The organism is Arthrobacter sp. P1_B3, assembly GCF_056406615.1.
The window spans coordinates 14,009-33,090 of the sequence record NZ_JBFTZV010000024.1 but is presented as its reverse complement, the minus strand read 5'-3'; the positions used below and the strand labels follow the sequence as shown (position 1 = coordinate 33,090).

17 protein-coding genes and 1 pseudogene are annotated in these 19,082 nt (G+C 63.3%); 4 read left to right on the top strand and 14 right to left on the bottom strand.

Annotated elements, in window-relative coordinates:
* Nucleotides 1-107 precede the first annotated feature (107 nt).
* Complete coding sequence (locus tag AC1D2F_RS19630) at nt 108-581, top strand: GNAT family N-acetyltransferase (protein WP_229994315.1); 474 nt, start codon at nt 108-110, stop codon at nt 579-581.
* 98 nt (nt 582-679) lie between these two features.
* Here AC1D2F_RS19630 and AC1D2F_RS19625 read toward each other — a convergent pair whose 3' ends face one another.
* Nucleotides 680-1,111 (bottom strand): DUF309 domain-containing protein, encoded by a 432-nt coding sequence (locus tag AC1D2F_RS19625; RefSeq protein ID WP_229994289.1) that lies wholly within the window; start codon nt 1,109-1,111, stop codon nt 680-682.
* Nucleotides 1,112-1,589: 478 nt separating this feature from the next.
* Between AC1D2F_RS19625 and AC1D2F_RS19620 the strand changes: the two genes are divergently transcribed.
* Together AC1D2F_RS19620 and AC1D2F_RS19615 are read left to right on the top strand one after the other, a co-directional pair.
* Complete coding sequence (locus AC1D2F_RS19620; protein ID WP_364746196.1) at nt 1,590-3,317, top strand: helix-turn-helix transcriptional regulator; 1,728 nt, start codon at nt 1,590-1,592, stop codon at nt 3,315-3,317.
* 107 nt (nt 3,318-3,424) lie between these two features.
* Nucleotides 3,425-4,903, top strand: a complete 1,479-nt coding sequence (locus AC1D2F_RS19615; RefSeq protein ID WP_364746193.1) for an FAD-binding oxidoreductase — start codon at nt 3,425-3,427, stop codon at nt 4,901-4,903.
* 585 nt (nt 4,904-5,488) lie between these two features.
* Here AC1D2F_RS19615 and AC1D2F_RS19610 read toward each other — a convergent pair.
* The 4 genes from AC1D2F_RS19610 to AC1D2F_RS19595 all read right to left on the bottom strand — a co-directional run bounded on the left by AC1D2F_RS19610 (nt 5,489) and on the right by AC1D2F_RS19595 (nt 8,024).
* A complete protein-coding gene (locus AC1D2F_RS19610) occupies nt 5,489-5,617 on the bottom strand; it encodes a hypothetical protein (RefSeq protein WP_476967525.1) in 129 nt (42 codons plus the stop codon).
* Nucleotides 5,618-5,709: 92 nt separating this feature from the next.
* Nucleotides 5,710-6,678 (bottom strand): DUF4386 domain-containing protein, encoded by a 969-nt coding sequence (locus AC1D2F_RS19605; RefSeq protein ID WP_229996171.1) that lies wholly within the window; start codon nt 6,676-6,678, stop codon nt 5,710-5,712.
* 370 nt (nt 6,679-7,048) lie between these two features.
* Entirely contained in the window at nt 7,049-7,306 is a 258-nt protein-coding gene (locus AC1D2F_RS19600) for a hypothetical protein (protein ID WP_229996170.1), read from the bottom strand.
* A gap of 364 nt (nt 7,307-7,670) precedes the next feature.
* Nucleotides 7,671-8,024, bottom strand: coding sequence for a VOC family protein (locus AC1D2F_RS19595; protein WP_229996169.1), 354 nt, complete (start codon nt 8,022-8,024; stop codon nt 7,671-7,673).
* A gap of 543 nt (nt 8,025-8,567) precedes the next feature.
* On the opposite strand from AC1D2F_RS19595, the pseudogene AC1D2F_RS19590 reads away from it, so the two are divergent.
* Nucleotides 8,568-8,807 (top strand): annotated as a pseudogene (locus tag AC1D2F_RS19590) (recombinase family protein); the annotation flags it as partial.
* Between the two features lie 447 nt (nt 8,808-9,254).
* On the opposite strand, the gene AC1D2F_RS19585 reads toward AC1D2F_RS19590, so the two are convergent.
* From AC1D2F_RS19585 to AC1D2F_RS19545, 9 genes are all read right to left on the bottom strand, one after another.
* The gene (locus AC1D2F_RS19585) at nt 9,255-9,521 is read right to left on the bottom strand and encodes a hypothetical protein (RefSeq protein ID WP_476967524.1); all 267 of its coding nucleotides are present in this window, start codon (nt 9,519-9,521) and stop codon (nt 9,255-9,257) included.
* Nucleotides 9,522-9,694: 173 nt separating this feature from the next.
* Nucleotides 9,695-10,135 carry a hypothetical protein gene (locus AC1D2F_RS19580; RefSeq protein ID WP_229996133.1) on the bottom strand — a complete coding sequence of 147 codons (441 nt, stop codon included), beginning with the start codon at nt 10,133-10,135 and terminating at the stop codon, nt 9,695-9,697.
* Nucleotides 10,136-10,273: 138 nt separating this feature from the next.
* Nucleotides 10,274-12,694 carry a DEAD/DEAH box helicase gene (locus AC1D2F_RS19575; RefSeq protein WP_229996134.1) on the bottom strand — a complete coding sequence of 807 codons (2,421 nt, stop codon included), beginning with the start codon at nt 12,692-12,694 and terminating at the stop codon, nt 10,274-10,276.
* 1,319 nt (nt 12,695-14,013) lie between these two features.
* Nucleotides 14,014-15,171 carry an amidohydrolase gene (locus tag AC1D2F_RS19570; RefSeq protein WP_364744612.1) on the bottom strand — a complete coding sequence of 386 codons (1,158 nt, stop codon included), beginning with the start codon at nt 15,169-15,171 and terminating at the stop codon, nt 14,014-14,016.
* On the bottom strand, nt 15,153-15,545 hold the full coding sequence (locus AC1D2F_RS19565; RefSeq protein ID WP_476967523.1) for an enolase C-terminal domain-like protein: 393 nt from the start codon (nt 15,543-15,545) through the stop codon (nt 15,153-15,155). The genes AC1D2F_RS19570 and AC1D2F_RS19565 overlap by 19 nt, the downstream gene beginning before the upstream one ends.
* Complete coding sequence (locus tag AC1D2F_RS19560; protein ID WP_476967522.1) at nt 15,527-16,264, bottom strand: mandelate racemase/muconate lactonizing enzyme family protein; 738 nt, start codon at nt 16,262-16,264, stop codon at nt 15,527-15,529. Before AC1D2F_RS19560 ends, AC1D2F_RS19565 begins: the two co-directional genes overlap by 19 nt.
* Nucleotides 16,265-16,328: 64 nt before the next feature.
* On the bottom strand, nt 16,329-17,138 hold the full coding sequence (locus tag AC1D2F_RS19555) for an amino acid ABC transporter ATP-binding protein (protein ID WP_229995359.1): 810 nt from the start codon (nt 17,136-17,138) through the stop codon (nt 16,329-16,331).
* A complete protein-coding gene (locus tag AC1D2F_RS19550; protein ID WP_229995360.1) occupies nt 17,135-18,127 on the bottom strand; it encodes an amino acid ABC transporter permease in 993 nt (330 codons plus the stop codon). Before AC1D2F_RS19550 ends, AC1D2F_RS19555 begins: the two co-directional genes overlap by 4 nt.
* Nucleotides 18,124-19,065 (bottom strand): ABC transporter substrate-binding protein, encoded by a 942-nt coding sequence (locus AC1D2F_RS19545; protein ID WP_229995361.1) that lies wholly within the window; start codon nt 19,063-19,065, stop codon nt 18,124-18,126. Before AC1D2F_RS19545 ends, AC1D2F_RS19550 begins: the two co-directional genes overlap by 4 nt.
* Between the last annotated feature and the right edge of the window lie 17 nt (nt 19,066-19,082).

Sequence of the window (19,082 nt, the reverse complement as noted above, 5' to 3'; positions counted from 1 at the left end):
CCCGTTGTTGCGAGAGTGGTTCAGTCGTTCAGATGGCACTCTTCAGCTACGGGGCGGGGATCCTGCTCGATTTCGTCGTACCGGGTAGTTTCAGCTTCAATGGCTACATGCCTCCCGTCTGGTCATTGCGCCAAAGCCTTCCCTCTGACGCATCATGGATTGCCGAGCTCCGCGCTCAAGTCATGCGTCCCGATCTCGAGCGCCTCGGACGCTGGGATCCGGTGCGCGTCAGACAGCGCTTCCTCACGGGCTTTCACCCGGCGCATACGTTTGTTATCGACGTCGGAGCCTCCGCGGCGGGTGTCATTGCTGTCCGCCCCGAATCGGATGAGAAATGGATCGAACACTTCTATCTGGCCCCCGAGTATCAAGGGCAGGGTCTGGGGAGCGCGGTGCTGCGCCACGTATTGGAGGCGAAGCGCGATCACCGGCCTTTCCGGCTCAACGTCCTCCAAGGCAGCCCGGCGAGACGCCTCTACGAACGCACCGGATTCGTCCACGAGCACGAGGATTCGATCGATGTCTTCCTCGTCGCCGAAACGGACCGGAAGGTCGTGCCCAGGAGAACCCGCTCCCGCTGAACGACCCGCTTATTGGACAGGCCAATGGTCAAGCAAACTCTCCGCAGTCCCCCGGAATTAGTGCCTCCGCCGCCTGCCGCGGGGATGCCGGCCGCCGGTCAGTGGCCGGTGCGCATCCGGTCACGTGCGCACCTCACAACGGCGGACAAGTCCAGCCCGTAGGTCGGCCCGTCGCCGGAACCGTACTCCTCTAGGCGGGCCGCACCGCGCTCGAGGAGCCGGATCGCACCAATGCTGTTCCCCCGGGCGGCGTGGGTGAGCCCGACGCAGATCTGGGCGAGACCTTGCCAAAGGTTGCGTTCTTCGGCCGGCCCGGCTTTCCACCGGGCCTCGAGTACCTCATGAGCGGCGAAGGGCCGGCCTGCCTCCACCAGACTCCGGGCCGCAACCAACGTCTCCGCCGGCGGCAGCGGCTCCTCCGAGACCGGCTCGACGCCAACGCTCCCGTACGCCAGCGGCCGGCCAAGAGCGTCACGCGGCCGGGCCTGCCGCGGGCGCCTTGCAGCATCCCGATCCCTGTCACCCGTCATTGCCGTCTCCGCCCTGAGCGTGCCCGGAGCCTACCGACCTTCATACGCCCAATCCTAAGACCCGGCCCTTCGAACATCCGCTCCGCCGCTAGGATGCCGTCGGGACAGCGGCCGCGAGAGAAGAAATGATCACTGCTGGTCGCAAGCGGCGCAATCTGGCATGCCGACCCGCGAAGGTACGTCAACTGGATCGTTTCACGGCGCTCGATTGGTGCCTGGGCCGATCGGGTGACGGCGTCCTCATCAGATGAACAGGAACTTGGGAGAGCGCGCACCATGAGCAACGAATGAACAGCCCCCGACGTTGCAGTGGACGTCCGGTTCACCCTGGCCGGTACACCCCTGACCGTCCGGCATAACGGCCAGGGGCTGGAAACCTGCGAGTGGCTCCCGACGCCTCACTGGCCCCACGGCGCGCTGGCGTTGCTGTTGCCACGGAATTTTCCAAAGAGGATCCTCAATGTCATAGGACTCCACGGTGTACGTCAAGACCGAAGCCATGACCATTGTCAGCACCGTAGACACGATCCCAGCGGTGAAGGGTTTGACTATGGCCGCCAGCACGCTCGAAATAGGGCGGACTGCTTTCGGGAGACAGGCATGGGCGAATGCGTTTGCCGAGCTGTCAGCCGCAGACCGTGGCGTGCGGTTGGAACCCGATGATCTCGAATTGCTCGCCACGTCAGCCTACTTGATAGGCAGGGACGACGTCGGCGAACAGGTCCTGGCACGCGCGCACCGAGAGCGATTGCGTCGTGCGGATCGCTCCGGCGCAGCCCGGTGCGGGGTTTGGCTCGCAATACACCTCGTGCTGGGCGGCGAGAACGCCCGGGCCGGGGCCTGGCTCGCGCGCGCCCGCCGATTGCTCGACGACGTCGGACATGACTGTGCCGAGCAGGGATACGTCCTAGTGTTGGCCGGACTCGAAAGCCTGGCGGAGGGCAACGTACCAACTGCGCGCGCCACGTTCAGCCTTGCCGCTGACTCAGGCGACCGCTTCCGTGACCCCGATCTGATGGCGCTGGCCCGGCTCGGGCTCGCGCAGTCCCTGGTAGGTGCGCGTGAAACGACCCGGGCCGTAGAGTTGCTGGACGAAATTATCGTCCCTGTCACTGCCGGGGAAGTGTCCCCAGTCGCTGCCGGAATCGTATATTGCGCCGTGATCGAGGCGTGTTTTGACGTGTTCGACCTGCCTCGGGCGCAGGACTGGACGGCGGCTCTCAGCCGCTGGTGCGCGGCCCAACCGGATTTGGTCCCGTACAGAGGGCAGTGCCAAGTGCACCGGGCCCAGATCCTGCAACTCCATGGTGCCTGGACGGATGCCGTGATTGCCGTACAGGCCGCCTGCAGGCGGCTGGCCGACCCGCCGGACCAGCCCGCACTCGGCGCAGCGTACTACCAACTGGGCGAACTGCATCGCCTGTGCGGCGAATATGCAAAGGCCGAGGCGGCCTACTTGCATGCCAGCCGATGGGTGCGGGACCCGCAGCCAGGACTCGCGCTGCTTCGGCTTGTCCAAGGGCAAATCGAGGCGGCTGCCGCGGCCATTCGCCGGTCGCTTAGCGAAGCAGGGAACAGTGTGGACCGCGCCAAGCTGCTCGGCCCTTGTGTCGATATTATGCTCGCGGCAGGTGATGTGCCGGCCGCCCGGGCGGCGACCGACGAACTCCAGGGAATCGCGGAGGGATTCGGCGGGTCGTGGCTAGGCGCGCAGGCGGCGCAGGCCTCTGGAGCCGTACTCGTCGCAGAGGGGCATTCGCAGTCTGCAATGGCGGCGTTGCGCCGCGCCTGGACGGACTGGCAGGAACTCGACGCACCATATGAAGCGGCCCGTGTCCGGGTCCTGATGGGACTGGCATGCAGCGGCCTCGGAGACGAACACTCGGCGGAAATGGAGTTCGACGCCGCCCGGTGGGTGTTTCAAGAGCTGGGCGCCCTGCCGGATGTGGCCAGGATAGACACGTTGCAGCCAGGAGTTGGCCACGGGAGCGAAATCCCGCTGACGGTCCGCGAGAGGGAGGTGCTGCGCCTGGTCGCGAGCGGGCAAACGAACCGGGCGATTGCTGCCGACTTGTTCCTGAGCGAGCGGACAGTGGCACGCCACGTCAGCAACATTTTCACCAAGCTAGACCTATCATCACGCTCTCAAGCTACTGCCTTCGCCTACGAGCATGGACTCATTCAGGGCGGTAAGCCCGTGGCCTGAATTACCGGGTGCGGAATTGGGCAATTCTACCGATGCGCCGCGTGGCCACCGCTGCCTAATCTCGTGTGCACAAGCAGCAGCGACACAAGCCTGAATGGAGCGAAACAATGTCAAGGCACCTGGTGGAAAGGGAGTCCAACGGCGGGCGAACCGTGATCGCCGGACTCGACGGCGGCGCGGTTCACCTGAAGGACGACCAACTGGAGGGACTGGCCTCCGGCATTGGACGGCCGCTCCTGCGGCCCGGCGTTGACGGCTGGGCGGCAGCGGTCATGCTGTGGAACGCCGATGTGGCCAAGGCCCCCGCGCTGGTGGTCCAGGCCGCGTCTGCACAGGACGTCGCGGCTGCCGTCTCCTTTGCCCGGGACAACCGCCTGCTGCTCAGCATCAAGGGCGGCGGCCACAATATCGCCGGAACAGCCGTGGCCGAAGGTGGATTGATGCTCGACATGTCCGGAATGAACGCCGTCAGCGTCGATCCGGAAGCCCGGCTCGCACGGGTCGGTCCGGGATGTCTGCTGCAGGACGTGGACCGGGCCACACAGGAATACGGGTTGGCGACCGTGCTTGGCTTCATCTCCGAGGTTGGCGTCGCAGGACTGGCCCTCGGTGGCGGCCTCGGCTATCTGACCCGCCGATTCGGCTGGACGGTCGACAATTTGGAAGAGGTCGAAATCGTTACAGCTGACGGTCAGATCCGCACCGCCAACCGTGCCGAAAACGCCGACCTGTTTTGGGGGGTGCGCGGAGCCGGGGCCAACCTCGGAGTCGTCACCCGCTTCACGTTCCGGCTGCATGCCGTCGGCCCAATCGTGTTCGGGGGCTTCATCGCCTGGCCCTCCGAGCGGACAGATGAGATCCTCCGCGCCTACCGGACAATGACGGGCGACGCGCCCCGGGAGCTTGCCGTGTGGCTGCTCCTCATGCAGGCGCCACCGGAGCCGTTCATCCCGCTGGAGTGGCAGGGCAGGAAGATCTGTGCCATGACCGTCTGCTACACCGGTGAGCTTGACCGCGTCGACGAGGTGCTCGCGCCGATCCGCGCGCTCGGCAAACCCATCGTGGACCTGCTTTGCGAGCAGCCGTATACCCAGATCCAGTCCTACCTCGACGACGGTGAGCCCAAGGGCCTGCACTATTACTGGAAGACCGAGTTCGTCGCCGCTCTCAGCGACGGGCTCCTCGCGACCGTCGTGGACCAGTTCGCCGAGTGTCCGGTCCCGGGCGCGGAGCTGGGGTTCCTCCACCTCGGCGGAGCGCTCAACGAACGCGCCGAGGACGACGGCGCGGTCGGGAACCGGAACGCGCAGTATGTGCTCGGCGTCAACGGCATGTGGGAGCCGAACGAGCCCCGGGCGGACGCGTACCGCCAGTGGATCCGCGACGCCTGGCAGCGGCAGCGCCCCTTCGCGACCGGCCGCACTTACATCAACTTCCAGACCGCAGACGACAGCCAGGAGCGTGTCCGCGCGAGCTACGGCGCAAACTACGCGCGGCTCGTGGACATCAAACGCAGATATGACCCGGGAAACCAGTTCCGGGTGAACCGCAACGTCGTACCCACAGCCGTTCCGGAAAGCGGATGACGGGCGGGGCGCTGGTCATGCGCGGCGGCAGTGTGGCCCGCGGTGGAAATCAACTGCCTGCTGCCGGCTAGGGCGAGCCCCGCTACGCCCGCGGGGCCGCCATGGGTCGAAAGCCGCGATTTGGCATACAACCAGGCCACGACTCCGGCATCGCCCAAAGGTCGATGCGGACGTTGTCGGGAGGACTTCGTCCAACAATCGCACTCACCACGCCGCTTCTTCATGCAGTCGCGTCAGGGCGTACGGCCCCCGCACCAGTCGGAGGTCCACCGCCGCCCCGTAAGCCGGTCCGCCACCACAACATATCCTGCCCGTTCCCCCCACCGCGAAAAATCCCATTCAGATACCGGGCTCACAAGTTGGCGCGTGCCCCGCCCGGGCCTGCGCGAAGCCTCGCCGCGGTCAGTGATGGCGCCACGCCTGTCATCACCAAACTCGACAGGCTCGCCCGATCCCTCCCGGAACACCTGCGCCTAACGGGTCGGACCAAGTTGACCTGAGCCGCCCCTGAGCCGTCGTCAGCGGCCCCGAATCGGACAGGGAGACAGCCCTATCCCCGGAACGGCGCGTTCCCCTTCTGGAGGGCTATCGGACGAGCGGGAATTCGTCAGCGCCGCAATCCACGAGTGTTTCGGCGATGGCCTGATCGAGGGGTGTTCCCTCTTCGGTCAGCGGACGTCCATCGGGGCGGCCGTACATGTACACGTTCTCCATGCTGACCAGACGGGCGCCGGTGCCTTCGGCGGCGGCCAGTACCCCGGACTGCAGGGCTTAGAACTGTGTGTTCCACTCAGGGTATGGCGGGTTCAGGGTCTGATAAACGACGGCGCCCCGCGGGCTGCTTCGGCGGCGAATGCGGTATCGCTGGCGTCCCCGGCGGCAACTTCCACGTCGTTGGGACCGCGTGCTCGTCCTGACCGGTTCACGAGCCGGACGGTCCGGCCGCGGCTCCGGAGGGCGTCGTACGTGGCGAGCCCGATGGCTTCGGTACCGAAGATGACGTGCAGTCCCGTGCTCACGCTGCTGCTACCCCGGCCGTCTCGCCGGGGCGCYGTTCCACGGCGGGCCGGCGAGACCACGATGCTGACGCCGAGTGCAGCCACCCACAACCCCCAGCCGGTGCTGCCGAGGAGGCCCGCAAGGTCCCAGACGGGGAAGCCCGGGAGTGCGGTGGCAATGATGTCGCCCTGATTCAGCAGGTAGATCATGCTGACGGCGAGTCCGACGGCACCGAGCCAGCGCGGAAGGACCCCGCTGCGCAGGATGATCACGCAGAGTGTGACCGACCACGCGATGACAAGCAACTGACCCAGATGCTCCCCCGGCAGCGCTCCGCCGAACTGATGTTGGGCGGTCCAGGCGGCGTCCACGGCCGCCCGTGTCGTGGCGTCGCCGCTGACATAGGAGCCGGCCAGGGGCGGAACGACGAACACCCAACGCAGGAATCCTATGAGAGACAGCAGCACCGAGGCGGCACCTGCGTACGTGGCGACCCGCAGGACCGGATCCTGGCGGAGGCCGAGCGCCGCGGGCAGTAGCAGAACCGGTACGGCAAGGAGCCCGTACGCCCAGGCCGTCGCAAACCAGATCCAGACCAACCTGGGACCGTCGGCTGCGAATGCCGCCAGCACCACGCTGGCCGGCTCCCGCAGGATGTCCGGCCAGTCAAACGTTACCGAACGTGTGGTGGCTGCCGCGGCGAACGCGAGGGCGCACACAACGAACAATCCGCCCGTCACCCAGCGAAGGTTCCTGTCCGAGTACGTGAATGTCACGACGGTCAATGTTCAACATCCAGTTTCCGGCCGGGCATAAGTCAGTCCAGTATTTCCATCTGGAAGCCGCCGCCGCGGCGCCGGACCCTGGTGCGCGGATACACCTCCAGGGGCACGTCACCGAGTTGTTCGGTTGACGCCGAGGCGTACATCCACACACATTGGCCGGGTGGACATAGAGGAAGCCGCATTCAACGCAGGCCCCATCATCCTGCCTCCGCCGGCATCACGGTAGCTCTGCGCCGGGACGCTGACAAGGACACGGCACACCTCGGCCAATTGGCTCCGCCCTCGCGCACCCCCCGCTGCCGCCGTCCCGAAAATCGGCAAGTCGGCGGTGTTCCCCGGGGCACTCTGGAAGGCCTGCCTTTCAGGGCTGTGTTGCGTCGAAGAAACGCTCGTCCGGTCCGGTTGCCGTGATCTGGCCTGCCCGGGACCGGATAAAATCGCGGTCTTCCTGTGAGAGCGTAATCTCGCCGTGCTGGTCACAGTCGGCGCTTCCGCCGGTCGCCTCACAGATGGTGGCCACCATCGTGCGCGGGAGGATCAGGCATCCCGGGTTGTCGACCAGCCATTGCCGCGTTTCGGGCCTGAGCCTGTGCCAGTTGTCCTTGACGATCATCTCCATCGATGCTGCCTTCCTGTGGTGGCCACGGCCGAAGCGCCAGGTCCGGGTAGTGGATCGTGCTCAGCCTACGCCCCGCGATCGGAGAATGACACGGCGCTCGGAGCTGAATGGTCGCATGGAGGGAACGGACTTACCGGCACGTACAGAGGCTGATCCTCGAGCGTGGAAGCTTGAATGCAGTGGCGGCCACGATGACTCCGGCGCCGAATTCAACAGCCACCTCAGAGGTGGCGGAGGAAGGGCGCGCGGCTCGAATAGGCGCTCTAAATGGACAGCCTGACCTATGCAGTGCGGGCAGCGCGAATGCTCAACCGAGGTAACCCCGCCGATTCCGCAGGCCGCGCCAATCGCCACGACCTGTGTCTCAATCGGCGGCTGAGCGAACGACACACCACTCGTTGCCTTCCGGATCCTGCAAGACCTGGAATGTGCCCACTGAATCGGCATGGATTGCGCCAACCATTACAGCGCCAAGGGCTACCGCCGCAGCGGCAGCGCCAGGCACGTCATCCACGTGCACATCTATATGGAGGCGGTTCTTCACCTGCTTCGTCTCGGGCACGCGCTGGAAGGCTAATCGCGTCCATCCCGGCGGATCGATGAACGACCATTCATTGCTTCGATGCACGGGAGTTCCGCCAAGGACAGTGGCCCAGAACTCAGCGAGTGTGGCTGGATCTTGGCAATCCACCACTACCTCGTCAACGCTTCCAATCATTTTCGGAGCATACCTGAGCAACGCGTCCGCCGGTGTCCGACCCACAAACGACCAAGTCCGAAGCCGAAAGTGTGGACAACGAACACACCCCCAAAATTGTCCTTCTGAGCACGCCGAACGCCTCCCGCGCTCCCCATTGAGGGGCGCGGTTCTCCTTTGACCTGGCAAGAGTGGGGACTTCCCATACGGGTTCACGCCGTCCAAGTTTCTAGGGCACGGCACCCCGCAATCAACGGAGCTTTCAACGACTGGGAAGCCGAACTGACAACGAACAACTCCATGGCCACGACACCTCCTTCGCGCAGCCCATGAGCTCCCGCCGGGCTCTTTGCCGGGACCTGCTGCGGTGCCAGTTCCGGGTGGTGCAGGTCCCAGGCGGGGCGTTCGGGCTCACCGTTTCCCGCATGCCGGTCCCCCATCGCGACATCCTCGGCCCGCACTGGCTCTGCGAGAAAACCCGACACAGTTGCTGGGACCCTTGATTCTCGTACATCCCGCCCGCAATACTGTCCCGCTCTACTTGGACAATCGCGATAGTTGCACCTGCCCGCGCAGATCTCCGGCTACGCCCGGGTCTCCACCAACCAACAAGACCTAACAACGCAGCGCAAGGCACTTACGAGTCTGGGCGTCCTCGAGGGCCTAATCAATGGTGACCACGGCGTGACCGGAGAACGGGAACGGCCGGGACTGAACGAAGCCCTGGCGGCCGTCCGGGCCGGCGGCACCCTGATCGTCACCAAACTCGATAGGTTCGCCCGGCCCCTACCCGATGCTCGAGAACATCATCGAGGACAGGAGTTCCGGCCGCCGACAGGGACGATCATGAGAATTTGATCCCAAGTCACAGCAAGTCATGCAGTTTCCAAGCGCTCCCAGCCATGAAGGTGTACCCAGCAACACCGCTGTCCACGTCAAAAGAAGGAGCCGCCAGACCGCAACGGCCACCAACAAAAATGGGCCCCGGGGCCCATAAAGGAGATTTGTACACATTCAGAGGACCACAAGCCCCTGAACAGTGAAAACACGTGCCCGAGGTGGGACTCGAACCGCATTCCCTCCCACGCAAACACTGGACTCCCCCGGAAACATGCGGAATCCGACCCGAACCGACCTAGGTACGACCCAGTCCGACGGCCAAAGTGTGCACTTTGAGCACACCACTTTCTTCACGGACACGAATGTCCCGCTATGGCAAATGCGCCCCGTCCGACCAACCGGGCAACCGTCTCAGTCGTCCTGTCCGTCCCCTTGCGACATCCAGTAATCATTGATCGCCTGAATGGCCTGCTCTTTCGTCATCCCGGCAACATCTCGTTCATCTATTCCAACAGTGTGGGTGAGTTGCCAGACCAGCGCTAGGGGAATAGCCGAAGTGCGAGGGGCTGCCATTCCGCGGCCAGGCAGTACTCCGTCATCGACACATGCCCAAAACTCATCCTCACTGACCTCAAGCTGGTCTTGGAGAATATGGTTCCATGTCGAATTCGAATACATTGTTCGATCCACCGGGCGGGATATCCGGGTCCGCAGGATCCGACCATCTTGCAGAATCAACCGGTAGGTCGCGTGATGACGCACTGGTTTCCCGCGGGCATTCGTCACCAACTCCCAGCGCTCGGTTAGACAGAACTTCTCATGGTCGTCCCGTCCGCCTACGCGTCGGACGCTCATGCCACCGAGCCGGTGAGCCAGGCGGTCAATTGCTCATCGGTGGACAGGTCAATGAGCTGAACCAAGGCCCAGTTCTCGCGGTGATTGGGCGCCGCGTGCAAATGGTCCTCCCAATCCTCCGCGTAGTCTCGCAAAGCATCGACAAAGTCCGCCAGGGCTTCACTCAGCTCCGTGGCCTCAGCGGCAAAAGGCTGCCCTGGCATGAAGACAGCCCATGCTCCGTCTTCACTCACGACCTGGACATTGGCGACGACCGTCAATTCCAGATATCGGCGCAGGCTCTCGCCATTGACGACGGCGGCCGTGGCCCGGTCGGGCCGCCGTATTGTGGACAGTCCTCCCCGCTCGCTGAAATCCAGGATCATCTTCAACGAATCCCGCGCCTGGGTAAACCCGTAGACATGTCCACCGACCGTGTCGTGTGTGGGGGTGCTCATACATCAATCATCCGTACGTACACCAGGTACGTCAAGTACGCAGTCCTTCTCTTCCGACCCATAGTCGTCGAGGAGGACCATTTGGCGGCTTGTGCCGTCGCAAGGTCACCGAAGACTGTTCCTGCGGGGATGACGGCCTCACGTGCTTGATAGTTTCCGCGGATCAGTGAACCCGAGCGAGACGTACCCCGGCGCCCGCTTGTTCAGTGAAGCTGCCAGCACCGGAGTGGACTCGTCATGGTAGTCGTGAACGGTCGCGATCGTTTTTCCTGGGTATGGTCGGATAACTCGGCCAGCGTATTGGACCAGCCTGCCCTTGAAGGAAATGGGTGCCGCAAGGAACAAGGTATCCAGCTTCGGACAATCAAAGCCCTCGCCAATATACGAGCCGGTTCCCAGTACCAGCAGCGGCTGTGCGTCATCGGAGTTGGAAAGATGGTCGACGGCGGCATGCCGTTCCTTTGCGTTCATTGCGCCGGTGAAGGCCACCGGCTTCAGACCAGATGCCTCGAACCGGGACCTGAAGGAATCAAGATGGGCTTTCCAGGTCGTCAGTAAGAGGATTCGCGAGTTGTGTTCGTAAGCCGCCATGACGTCGTCGTAGATTTGCTGCAGGCGATCCTCGTTGGCGATCAAGTCCTTGTAAATGGCGGACATCCCGCCAGGCCCGCTGGGGTCAGCGCCGCCATTGTAAGCGTAGGACGTCCGATGCAACTTCAAAGCCAGCGTCGGCTCGGCAATCTCCTGCGAGTGGCGTGGCAGCTGCTGCGGAGCAGGGGGCGAAATGGTGTGCGTGATCTTGCCGAGCTGGTGGTAGATCAGCGAGTCCAGTTTGTCCCGCCGGTACGGTGTAGCCGTCAGCCCCAACCAGTACCGCGCAGGGATCTCGTTCATGACGTGGCTGAACGCCGCGGCGGGGACATGGTGGCACTCATCCACGATGACAAAACCGTACCCGGCGGTCAGCTCGGCAACGTTGTTGCGCCGCGCAAGCGTTGGCAAAAGCGCGACGTCGATGAGTCCCGTTGTCCTTGCACGCCCGCCACCTATTTGGCCGCACTTTTCGTCCATGAACTCGTGTATGCGGCTACGCCATTGGTCAGCCAGGGCCTTGCGGTCAACCAGGACCAGTGTGGATACGCCACGACGCGCAATGGCCGCACAGGCGATGACCGTTTTGCCGGTACCTGGCGGAGCCACCAAAATGCCTTGCTCCGTGGCAGTAGCGGCATCCATTGCGCCTAGTTGCTCCCCGCGGAGACGGGCCGTGAACTCGAAACTGTGAGCAGTGCCGACCGCGCGTTGATCATCAATTCGCAGTGTGCTGCCACTCGATTCGACCAGTTGATGCAATAGGGACAGCAACCCGCGAGGCAATATAAGGTCGCCATCAAGGGTTTCGTCGTAGTTGCGTAGAAAGCGCGGAATGTTCCAGGTCGACCGGCGCTGGCGTTGACGTTCGTAAAACTCTGGGTTCGGCATCGATGCGGCATGCTTGACTGCCGAAATCATGGCTGGCCCCAGGTCCGCGGCTTTGATGGTCAGGCGTGAGGCGAAGACTGTGCGGACGATGAGCGCAGGGCGAGGAACGATCTTGGACGATCGGGGCAGTTCGAGCCGGCGAACCTCGTGACCCAGCTTAACGGCAGGCAGCCTTCGGATGTGTGTGGTGACTTCCCGGTCCGAGAGCCGGTCCAGGCTGGACAGGTACGCCCATTGGTCCTCATACGGTTCCAGGGTCGTAGTATCCAGGAACAATGTGGTGCCGTGCTGGCGGCGTCTTCCGTTCAGCGGTGCAGCAATCAGGTTGCCCAGGCCTTTGCCCGAGTGGATGTCCTGGGATGGAAAAAGCCTGTCGTAACTGGCCAGGCTCATGCTGCCGCGCAATCCCATGGCCTCGTGGATCAGACCAGTGCCCAGCTGGCGTGCGGTTGACGCCGGGATGGCCGTGCTGAAAAAGATCCAGGCATGGGCGCCGCGCCCAGATTGGGACACTTCCAGCGCCGCCGGAATACCGCGGAAGCGTGCAGCCTTGACGTACGCCAAAGCATCCAGCATTGCTGCGCCGCCATCAAAATCCGCCGCTACCCACCAACAGGTGTCCTGTTCAGTCAGGGGATACAGGCCAATGTGCTGTAGCCCGCGCAGATGATCAGCAACGACCCCCGGAGTGAGGGCCAGATAGCTGGCACCGGCCATGTTCGCACCCTTACGCCAGCCACCGGCGACCGCGGGAACCCAACCGGAACGGCCATCTCGCGGATTTTCCCACCGGAGCGCGTAGACATCGCTGCGTGCCCGGAACAAGTCCTGGAAGAAGCGGACTTTTTCCACCGGAGACGAATCCATACTCACCGGGCCACGGTGCATAACGGCGGGAATGACCGGCTGGTCCCGATGCGGAGCTCTTGACTCGGACTCGGTGAGTTCCAACAGTTTCCGCAGCCTGTCATTGTCGCGACGCAGCTCCTCGAGGTCACGCCTCAGGGCGTTGTCTGCCGCATCAGAGAGGCCCGGCAATGCAGTTTGCCCAGCACCTGCAGGGATGTCTTCACTCACAATTTCCATTGTGGGCGGAGGAACCCAGAAGTCCGAAACTTACTGTGAAATGCGTGCGGCCGTAGGCGTCTCCGGCGGCGAACGGCTCGAGCGGGACCAGGCACCTGGGTGGACGAACTAATGCCTGGAATCGATCAGACCGCCGGGTAAGAACCCACTCATGCAATCATGTCGAAAACCGGGCATGCAGTGATGGACAGGTATGACTGATCACCCAGACCGGCACGGCCACGGAGAAAGGACCCACGTGCCGCACACCCTTCATGCTGCGGACGGGCCCGACGCAATCCGCGGCTCCACGACCCGGGTCCTGCCCGCGCCCACAGATAGCCGTCTCAGCCATGAAGCGCCAGGACTAAAGCCAGTCATGTTATGTCGCGGACGTGGCTGCATGAACTCGTGTCAGCAAAAGTAGGCACGGAGGGAGTCACCGATGAGCCACGGCATCATCTGGACACGGGTGTGGACATTTTACACACCCCCTTTGGCCGGACAAACATGCGCCAGCCTCTCCCCCCAAGCCCTAAGAATCAGCGAATCGAGGCCAAGCATCTGGAAAATATTTGGCGCAGGTCATGTCATCACCACAATCTCACGGCGTGAATAGGTACAAGACCAACCACGCCAACCAGAGGTGGTCAGAAAGGAGACACCATTTGACCCCACACCCCAGCAAGGGGACGGCCTACCGGCCAGGGGCCCTGACCCCGCCACCACGCAACCGAACAGGCCACCGCGGCGGCCAGGCAACAGCCCGCACCAAGCGTCAGAGGGACCCGGGCAGGGTCAATGTCCACACGTTAGAGCAAAAACCCCCTCTGACGAGGAGGAATGTTGTGCCCGAGGTGGAACTCGAACCGGGTTCCAGCCCTTGGAAACCCGCCACTCCCCCGTAAACATCCGCAATCCGGCCCGATCCGGCACCGGTACGACCCGATCCGAAGCCCAGGGTGTGGACACTGTCCACACCCCCTTTTTCTGCCTCACGGCAGTAGCACCGGAGCAGGAGAGGACACCCCAGCCGTCGCTCGGCTCCCTGCCTTTCCCGCTCCAAGACCACGGGTCAGCGGCGACAGCCCGCGCCCAATCATCGTCTTCGTCTGCTTCAAGAATCGTAATCACGGCCATCTACCTCCTTTCCGTCATCTCATGGCGGAACCGGCAAAAACCGACATGACGACCCCGTTACATTTATTGGGTCCCCGACCCATTATTGATCTCTCAACGCTGGCTCGAAGCTGTTTCTCATTGGCGGTGATACCCCCGCCGCAATTCCGGCTCAACGACGGGCAGCTGACTCAGGCAGCGGAGGTTCTTGGTCAAGTTATGGAACGGGCGACAGCTGATGGTGCCGTGGCGCGGCTGCAGGCTTCTATGAGGACGCCGACGGCGCGTTCCAACGCTGCTGCTTCGAAGGTCATGGAGGGGTGGTGCAGCCCGGGTCGGACGTTTGCGCCGACGGCAAGCATGGCAGCCTGGAGCGCGGGGTTCCTTTGAGTGTAGAAGTGGAAGTCATCCGATCCTGAGGTCACAATTCCGGACTGCAGGTGATCGCTGCCTAATGTCGCGGTGATGGCAGATGCGAGGGCATCTTCAGCTTTGATTCCGATGATGGCCGCGGGCACGGCGTCCCGGAAGTCGAGGTTGATTTCCGAGCCGGTTAAGGCGGCCACTGACCGGCACACCCCGACGAGGCCCGTGTGGAGCGTCGACATAGCCTCATTTGTTTGGGCTCGGAGGTCCACACCGAAGGTGCCGCTGCCCGGGATGACGTTGAGGTTCCCTCCACCAGCCTGCAGCAGGGTCATCTTGGCGGAGCTGGGGACCTGCGGATCGACTTTGAGACGCTTGAGCCCTGCCGAAATTTCGAGTGCCACCTCTACGGCGTTAGCCCCGAGGTGCGGTCTTGCCCCGTGGTGGTCATCTCCTGTGATCGTGCCGTACGCAAAGAGGCATGCACCATGCGAGATGGACGGGGCCAGGAAGGGGGACGGAAGTTCACTTTGCGGGCGCAGGTGAACACCGAACAGGTACTCCAGGCCGTCCGTCACGCCGAGGGCTGCCACGAGGTCTGCCCCGTTGCCGAGTTCCTCGGCTGGTTGGAAGATGGCGCGCACTGCGCATTTCAGCTGTTCTGCCTGTTCTGCCAGTTCGAGCATCACGGTAGCGACAACTGCCATGTTCGCGTCGTGCCCGCAGGAGTGGACGACTGCGGTTTTTCCCGCTACTTCCTGCACCAGGGCGTCCATGTCTGCCCTGAGGCCGATGCGCGGCGTGCCTTGTCCAACATCGGCGGTGAAGCCGGGAATGGTCCCGAACTTGCCGATGGTCAATCCTGCAGTTCCCAGCAGTTCGGCCAGGTACTCCGAGGTGCCGTACTCCTTCATGCTGGGTTCGGGGTGGTTGTGCAAGTGCGTCCATATTTCCTGAAGACGACGACGGCGCGTCTCTTCGCGGGTCACCGGCTGATTTCGCATTCGCTCACGGTCAGTTCCGCCAGAACGTCCCGGTCGACGTCGATGCCCAGGCCCGGTCCCTCTGTGATGTGCACTTCGGGCAGGACGTACTGGAGGTTCCCGGGTTCCTTGGTGAATTTCATGGGGCCGGAGAGCTCGGTGGAGACGATGTTGGGGTGGCTGAGGGCGAGATGGAATCCGGCGGCGGAGGCGACGCTGGTTTCCAGCATGGAGCCGATCTGGACTTTCAGGCCGCCGAGTTCAGCCTGGGTGGCCAGGCGGTGACAGGGGGTGATGCCGCCGCTTTTCATGAGTTTGAGGTTCACCATGTCCACTGATCGGTCTTGGACGAATCGGGCCAGGTCGCCGGCGTGGACTACGGACTCGTCGGCCATGAGACAAGTGCTGGTGTCCTGGCGGAGGAGCTTGAAGCCATCGATATCATCGGCAGGATCGGCTGTTCCACCCAGTCAATCCGGTAGGGCTCCAGGGCGCGGATCATTGCCCGTGCTGTGACTGGATCGGACCAGCCCTGGTTGGCGTCCACGCGGATGGCCAGGTCGTCGTTGATCGCTGACCGGACAGCGCGCACCCGTTCAATGTCCAGGCCGTCGTCGCCGCCCAGTTTCATCTTCAGGTGGCGGTAGCCTTGGCTTCGGGCCTGGGCTGCCTGCTCAGCGAGGACCCCTGGTGGAAGGATACTCAGGACCTTCGCGATGGTGGGTTGTTCGGGCCGGCGTCCGCCCAACAGCGCGTAGATCGGCCGGCCGGCAGCTTTTCCGACCAAGTCCCAGCAGGCGATGTCGACAGCCGCTTTCGCGGCACCGCAGCCCTTGAGTGCGCGGTTTAGTTGCTGGTGGACTGCCGTGATGTCGCGTGGGTCCAGTCCCAGGATCGCTGGGATGAGTTCGGTCTTGAGTGCCTCGACCACTCCCCCGGGTGTCTCTCCGGTGATGTGTCCGTCCGGGACACTTTCGCCGTAGCCGATCGTTCCGTCGTCGGTTTCGAGGGCCAGGATGATGCTCGGCATTGAGTCATAGGTGGCATAGGAGACCACAAAGGGTTCCAGCAAGGGAACATCGATGAGGGTGATGGTGGCGCGGGAAATTTTCATTGAGGGCTCACTGTTCGTGGGATGTGGACGCCGCTGGTGCGCCGGGTTTTTAGGGACCGGATGCTTACATGACGCTTTCGAGGAAGGCGATAGTCCGCGGGTTTTGCGGGTTGTCCAGCACGTCGGCGGGGGCGCCRGATTCCACCACAACGCCGCCGTCCATGAAGACCACGCTGTCCGCGGCGCCGCGGGCGAAGCCGATCTCGTGGGTGACGACGATCATGGTCATCCCGTCAGCGGCCAGGGTGCGCATCACGTCCAGGACGTCGCCGACCAGTTCCGGATCAAGGGCGCTGGTGGGCTCATCGAACAGGAGGAGCTGCGGATCCATCGCCAGGGCCCGGGCGATGGCAACCCGCTGCTGTTGCCCGCCGGAGAGTTGCGCGGGATAGGCCTTTGCCAGGTGCGCGAGGCCGACACGGTCCAGTAGCTCCATTCCCCGCTTGATGGCATGTTGCTTCGGTACTTTCTTGACCCCTACGGGGGCTGCCCAGATGTTTTCCAGGGCGGTCATGTGGGGGAAGAGGTTGAAGCGCTGGAACACCATTCCGATGCCGCTGCGTTGCTTTGCCACTTCGCGGGGGTTCATTTCGAAGATCCGGTCCTGGCGCTGCGCGTAGCCGACCAGTTCGCCTCCCACGGAGATCCTGCCGCCGTCGATCCGTTCCAGGTGGTTGATGCAGCGCAGGAAGGTGGACTTGCCGGAGCCGGACGGGCCGAGGAGGCACATGACTTCGCCGGCATTGACAGAGAGAGAAATGCCTTTCAGCACTTCGACTCCGCCGTAGTGCTTACGGACGTTGGTGGCGACCAGGAGCGGCCGGGCGGGCGCGGGGTGTTCCTGATGCCGGGGGAAGGCCAGTGCCTCGGTCATGGCTGGGGTCCTTTCGATACGGCGTGGATCGGGGTTTTGCGCAGGGCGGCCCGGATCCTGCCGAGGGGGGTGGGGCTTTGCTGGCGGGCGTTGCCCCTGCCGTAGTGGCGTTCCAGGTAGTACTGGGGAACGGATAGCACCGAGGTGAGGAAGAGGTACCAGCAGCTGACCACTACTAGCAGCTCCACCTGCCGCAGGTTCTGGGAGGAGATCTGGGTGGCCACCGTGTAAAGCTCCAGCACCGCGATGACGGAGAGCAGCGACGTGTTTTTCAGCATCGAGATCGTCTCGTTGCCCATCGGCGGAATGATGACCCGCATCGCTTGCGGGAGCACCACCCTGAAGAGGGTGAAGGCCGGGGACATACCCAGGGACGAAGCGGCTTCATGCTGTCCGGTGTCCACGGAGAGCATGCCGCCCCGGATGATCTCGGCCGAGTATGCGGCCTGGTTCAGGGTCATGGCCAGGAGACCGGCGGTGAACGCAGGCACCAGCGTGTTGGTGTCCACGGAAAATACGGTGAAGTCGGTAAAGGGAACGCCGAGAGAGATCTGCGCATAGAGCAGCCCCAGATAGCCCCAAAAAACGACCTGGATCAGCAGCGGTGTACCCCGGAAGACCCAGACGTAGAACCAGGCGAAAGCATTCATCACGGGATTCTTGGAAAGCCGCATGACTGCCAGCAGGACACCCAAGATGGTGGATACCACCATGGAGACTACGGTCAGCATAAGTGTGAGGCCTACGCCGCCGAGGATCCGCGGGTGAAAAAGGTAGCTACTGATCGTCCGGTGGTCGATGTTGGGGTTGGCCCACAGGGAAGATGCCAGAGCTGCGAAGCTGATGCCCAGCAATGCTGCTCCTACCCAGCGCCAGGGGTGTCGAAGTGGAACGGCCACGACGTCATCTGAACCGGAGCCGTCGGTGGAGTGCGGGCCTGCCTGTGCCGGTCCTTCCCGCCGCGGCGCTATTGTGGTGCCCTGTTTCATGGTTTGGTTCCCCCCAGGTTCAGTCCGGCTTCCTTGACGCTGTAGTCGGAGAGGTCGTACTTGGCCAGGATGCTGCCATACGTGCCGTCGGCGATGAGCGCCTGGAGGGCTGTCAGCAGGGCTTTGGAAAGTTCCGCATCCTTTTTCAGCACACCGATTCCGGTATGGACGGGATTGTATCCGGCCGGGTTAGCCGGGTCTTTTACGAGGTCAAAGATCTTGCCGTCACCGGCTGTCTTGGCGGCATACGCCGCCACTGCCGAGTCCACGACGTCGGCGGAGGCTTTCCCTGAACGGACCGCAGTCTGCACGTCCGTCTCCAGCGGGAGTTCCGAAACGCGGATCGGGCTGGATCCCTTGTCTTTGCACTGCTGGTCGTAGCTGCGCAGAATTTCGGCCTGAACGGTTGCCTTCTGCACTGCGACGTCCTTGTCGCATAGGTCAAGGGCTGTGGTGATGTTCTTCGGATTGCCCTCGGGGACAAGAATGGAGAATCCCGCGTGGAAGTAGTCAACGAAATCCAGGGATTCCTGCCGCTCGGGGGTGTCGTTCATCCCCGACATGATGATGTCGTTCTTGCCCGACTGCAGTGAGGGGATGATGCTGTCGAACGCCTGGGTCTGCAGCTCAAGCTTCACCCCGAGCTTCGCACCCAGGGCCTGGGCCAGGTCGAAGTCCAGACCGGTAAGTTGCTGATTTTCATCGAACATCTCCATGGGTGGATACGGGATGTCCGAGGCCACTTTAATTACTCCGGCGGCCTTGTAACGTTCGGGAAGGGCGGCTGCGGCGGCGGGGTCGACATCGGCTGCGGAGATAGTCTTCACCTCCGCGGCCGAAGTTGATCCTGCCCCGCACGCCGTTAGTCCTGAGGCGAGGGCCAGCCCGGCAGCGGCGAAGACTGTTCGGGCTTTGACTGCACGATAATTGGTACGCATTGGTGCTCCTTTGGGGT

Excerpts from the sequence above, each read along its gene's own strand:
- AC1D2F_RS19630 (WP_229994315.1), top strand. The coding sequence starts at position 108 with ATGCCTCCCGTCTGGTCATTGCGCCAAAGCCTTCCCTCTGACGCATCA.
- AC1D2F_RS19625 (WP_229994289.1), bottom strand. The coding sequence starts at position 1,111 with ATGACGGGTGACAGGGATCGGGATGCTGCAAGGCGCCCGCGGCAGGCC.
- AC1D2F_RS19615 (WP_364746193.1), top strand. The coding sequence starts at position 3,425 with ATGTCAAGGCACCTGGTGGAAAGGGAGTCCAACGGCGGGCGAACCGTG.
- AC1D2F_RS19610 (WP_476967525.1), bottom strand. The coding sequence starts at position 5,617 with ATGGAGAACGTGTACATGTACGGCCGCCCCGATGGACGTCCGCTGACC.
- AC1D2F_RS19600 (WP_229996170.1), bottom strand. The coding sequence starts at position 7,306 with ATGGAGATGATCGTCAAGGACAACTGGCACAGGCTCAGGCCCGAAACG.
- AC1D2F_RS19595 (WP_229996169.1), bottom strand. The coding sequence starts at position 8,024 with ATGATTGGAAGCGTTGACGAGGTAGTGGTGGATTGCCAAGATCCAGCC.
- AC1D2F_RS19585 (WP_476967524.1), bottom strand. The coding sequence starts at position 9,521 with ATGTATTCGAATTCGACATGGAACCATATTCTCCAAGACCAGCTTGAG.
- AC1D2F_RS19580 (WP_229996133.1), bottom strand. The coding sequence starts at position 10,135 with ATGAGCACCCCCACACACGACACGGTCGGTGGACATGTCTACGGGTTT.
- AC1D2F_RS19570 (WP_364744612.1), bottom strand. The coding sequence starts at position 15,171 with ATGCGAAATCAGCCGGTGACCCGCGAAGAGACGCGCCGTCGTCGTCTT.
- AC1D2F_RS19565 (WP_476967523.1), bottom strand. The coding sequence starts at position 15,545 with ATGGCCGACGAGTCCGTAGTCCACGCCGGCGACCTGGCCCGATTCGTC.
- AC1D2F_RS19560 (WP_476967522.1), bottom strand. The coding sequence starts at position 16,264 with ATGAAAATTTCCCGCGCCACCATCACCCTCATCGATGTTCCCTTGCTG.
- AC1D2F_RS19550 (WP_229995360.1), bottom strand. The coding sequence starts at position 18,127 with ATGAAACAGGGCACCACAATAGCGCCGCGGCGGGAAGGACCGGCACAG.
- AC1D2F_RS19545 (WP_229995361.1), bottom strand. The coding sequence starts at position 19,065 with ATGCGTACCAATTATCGTGCAGTCAAAGCCCGAACAGTCTTCGCCGCT.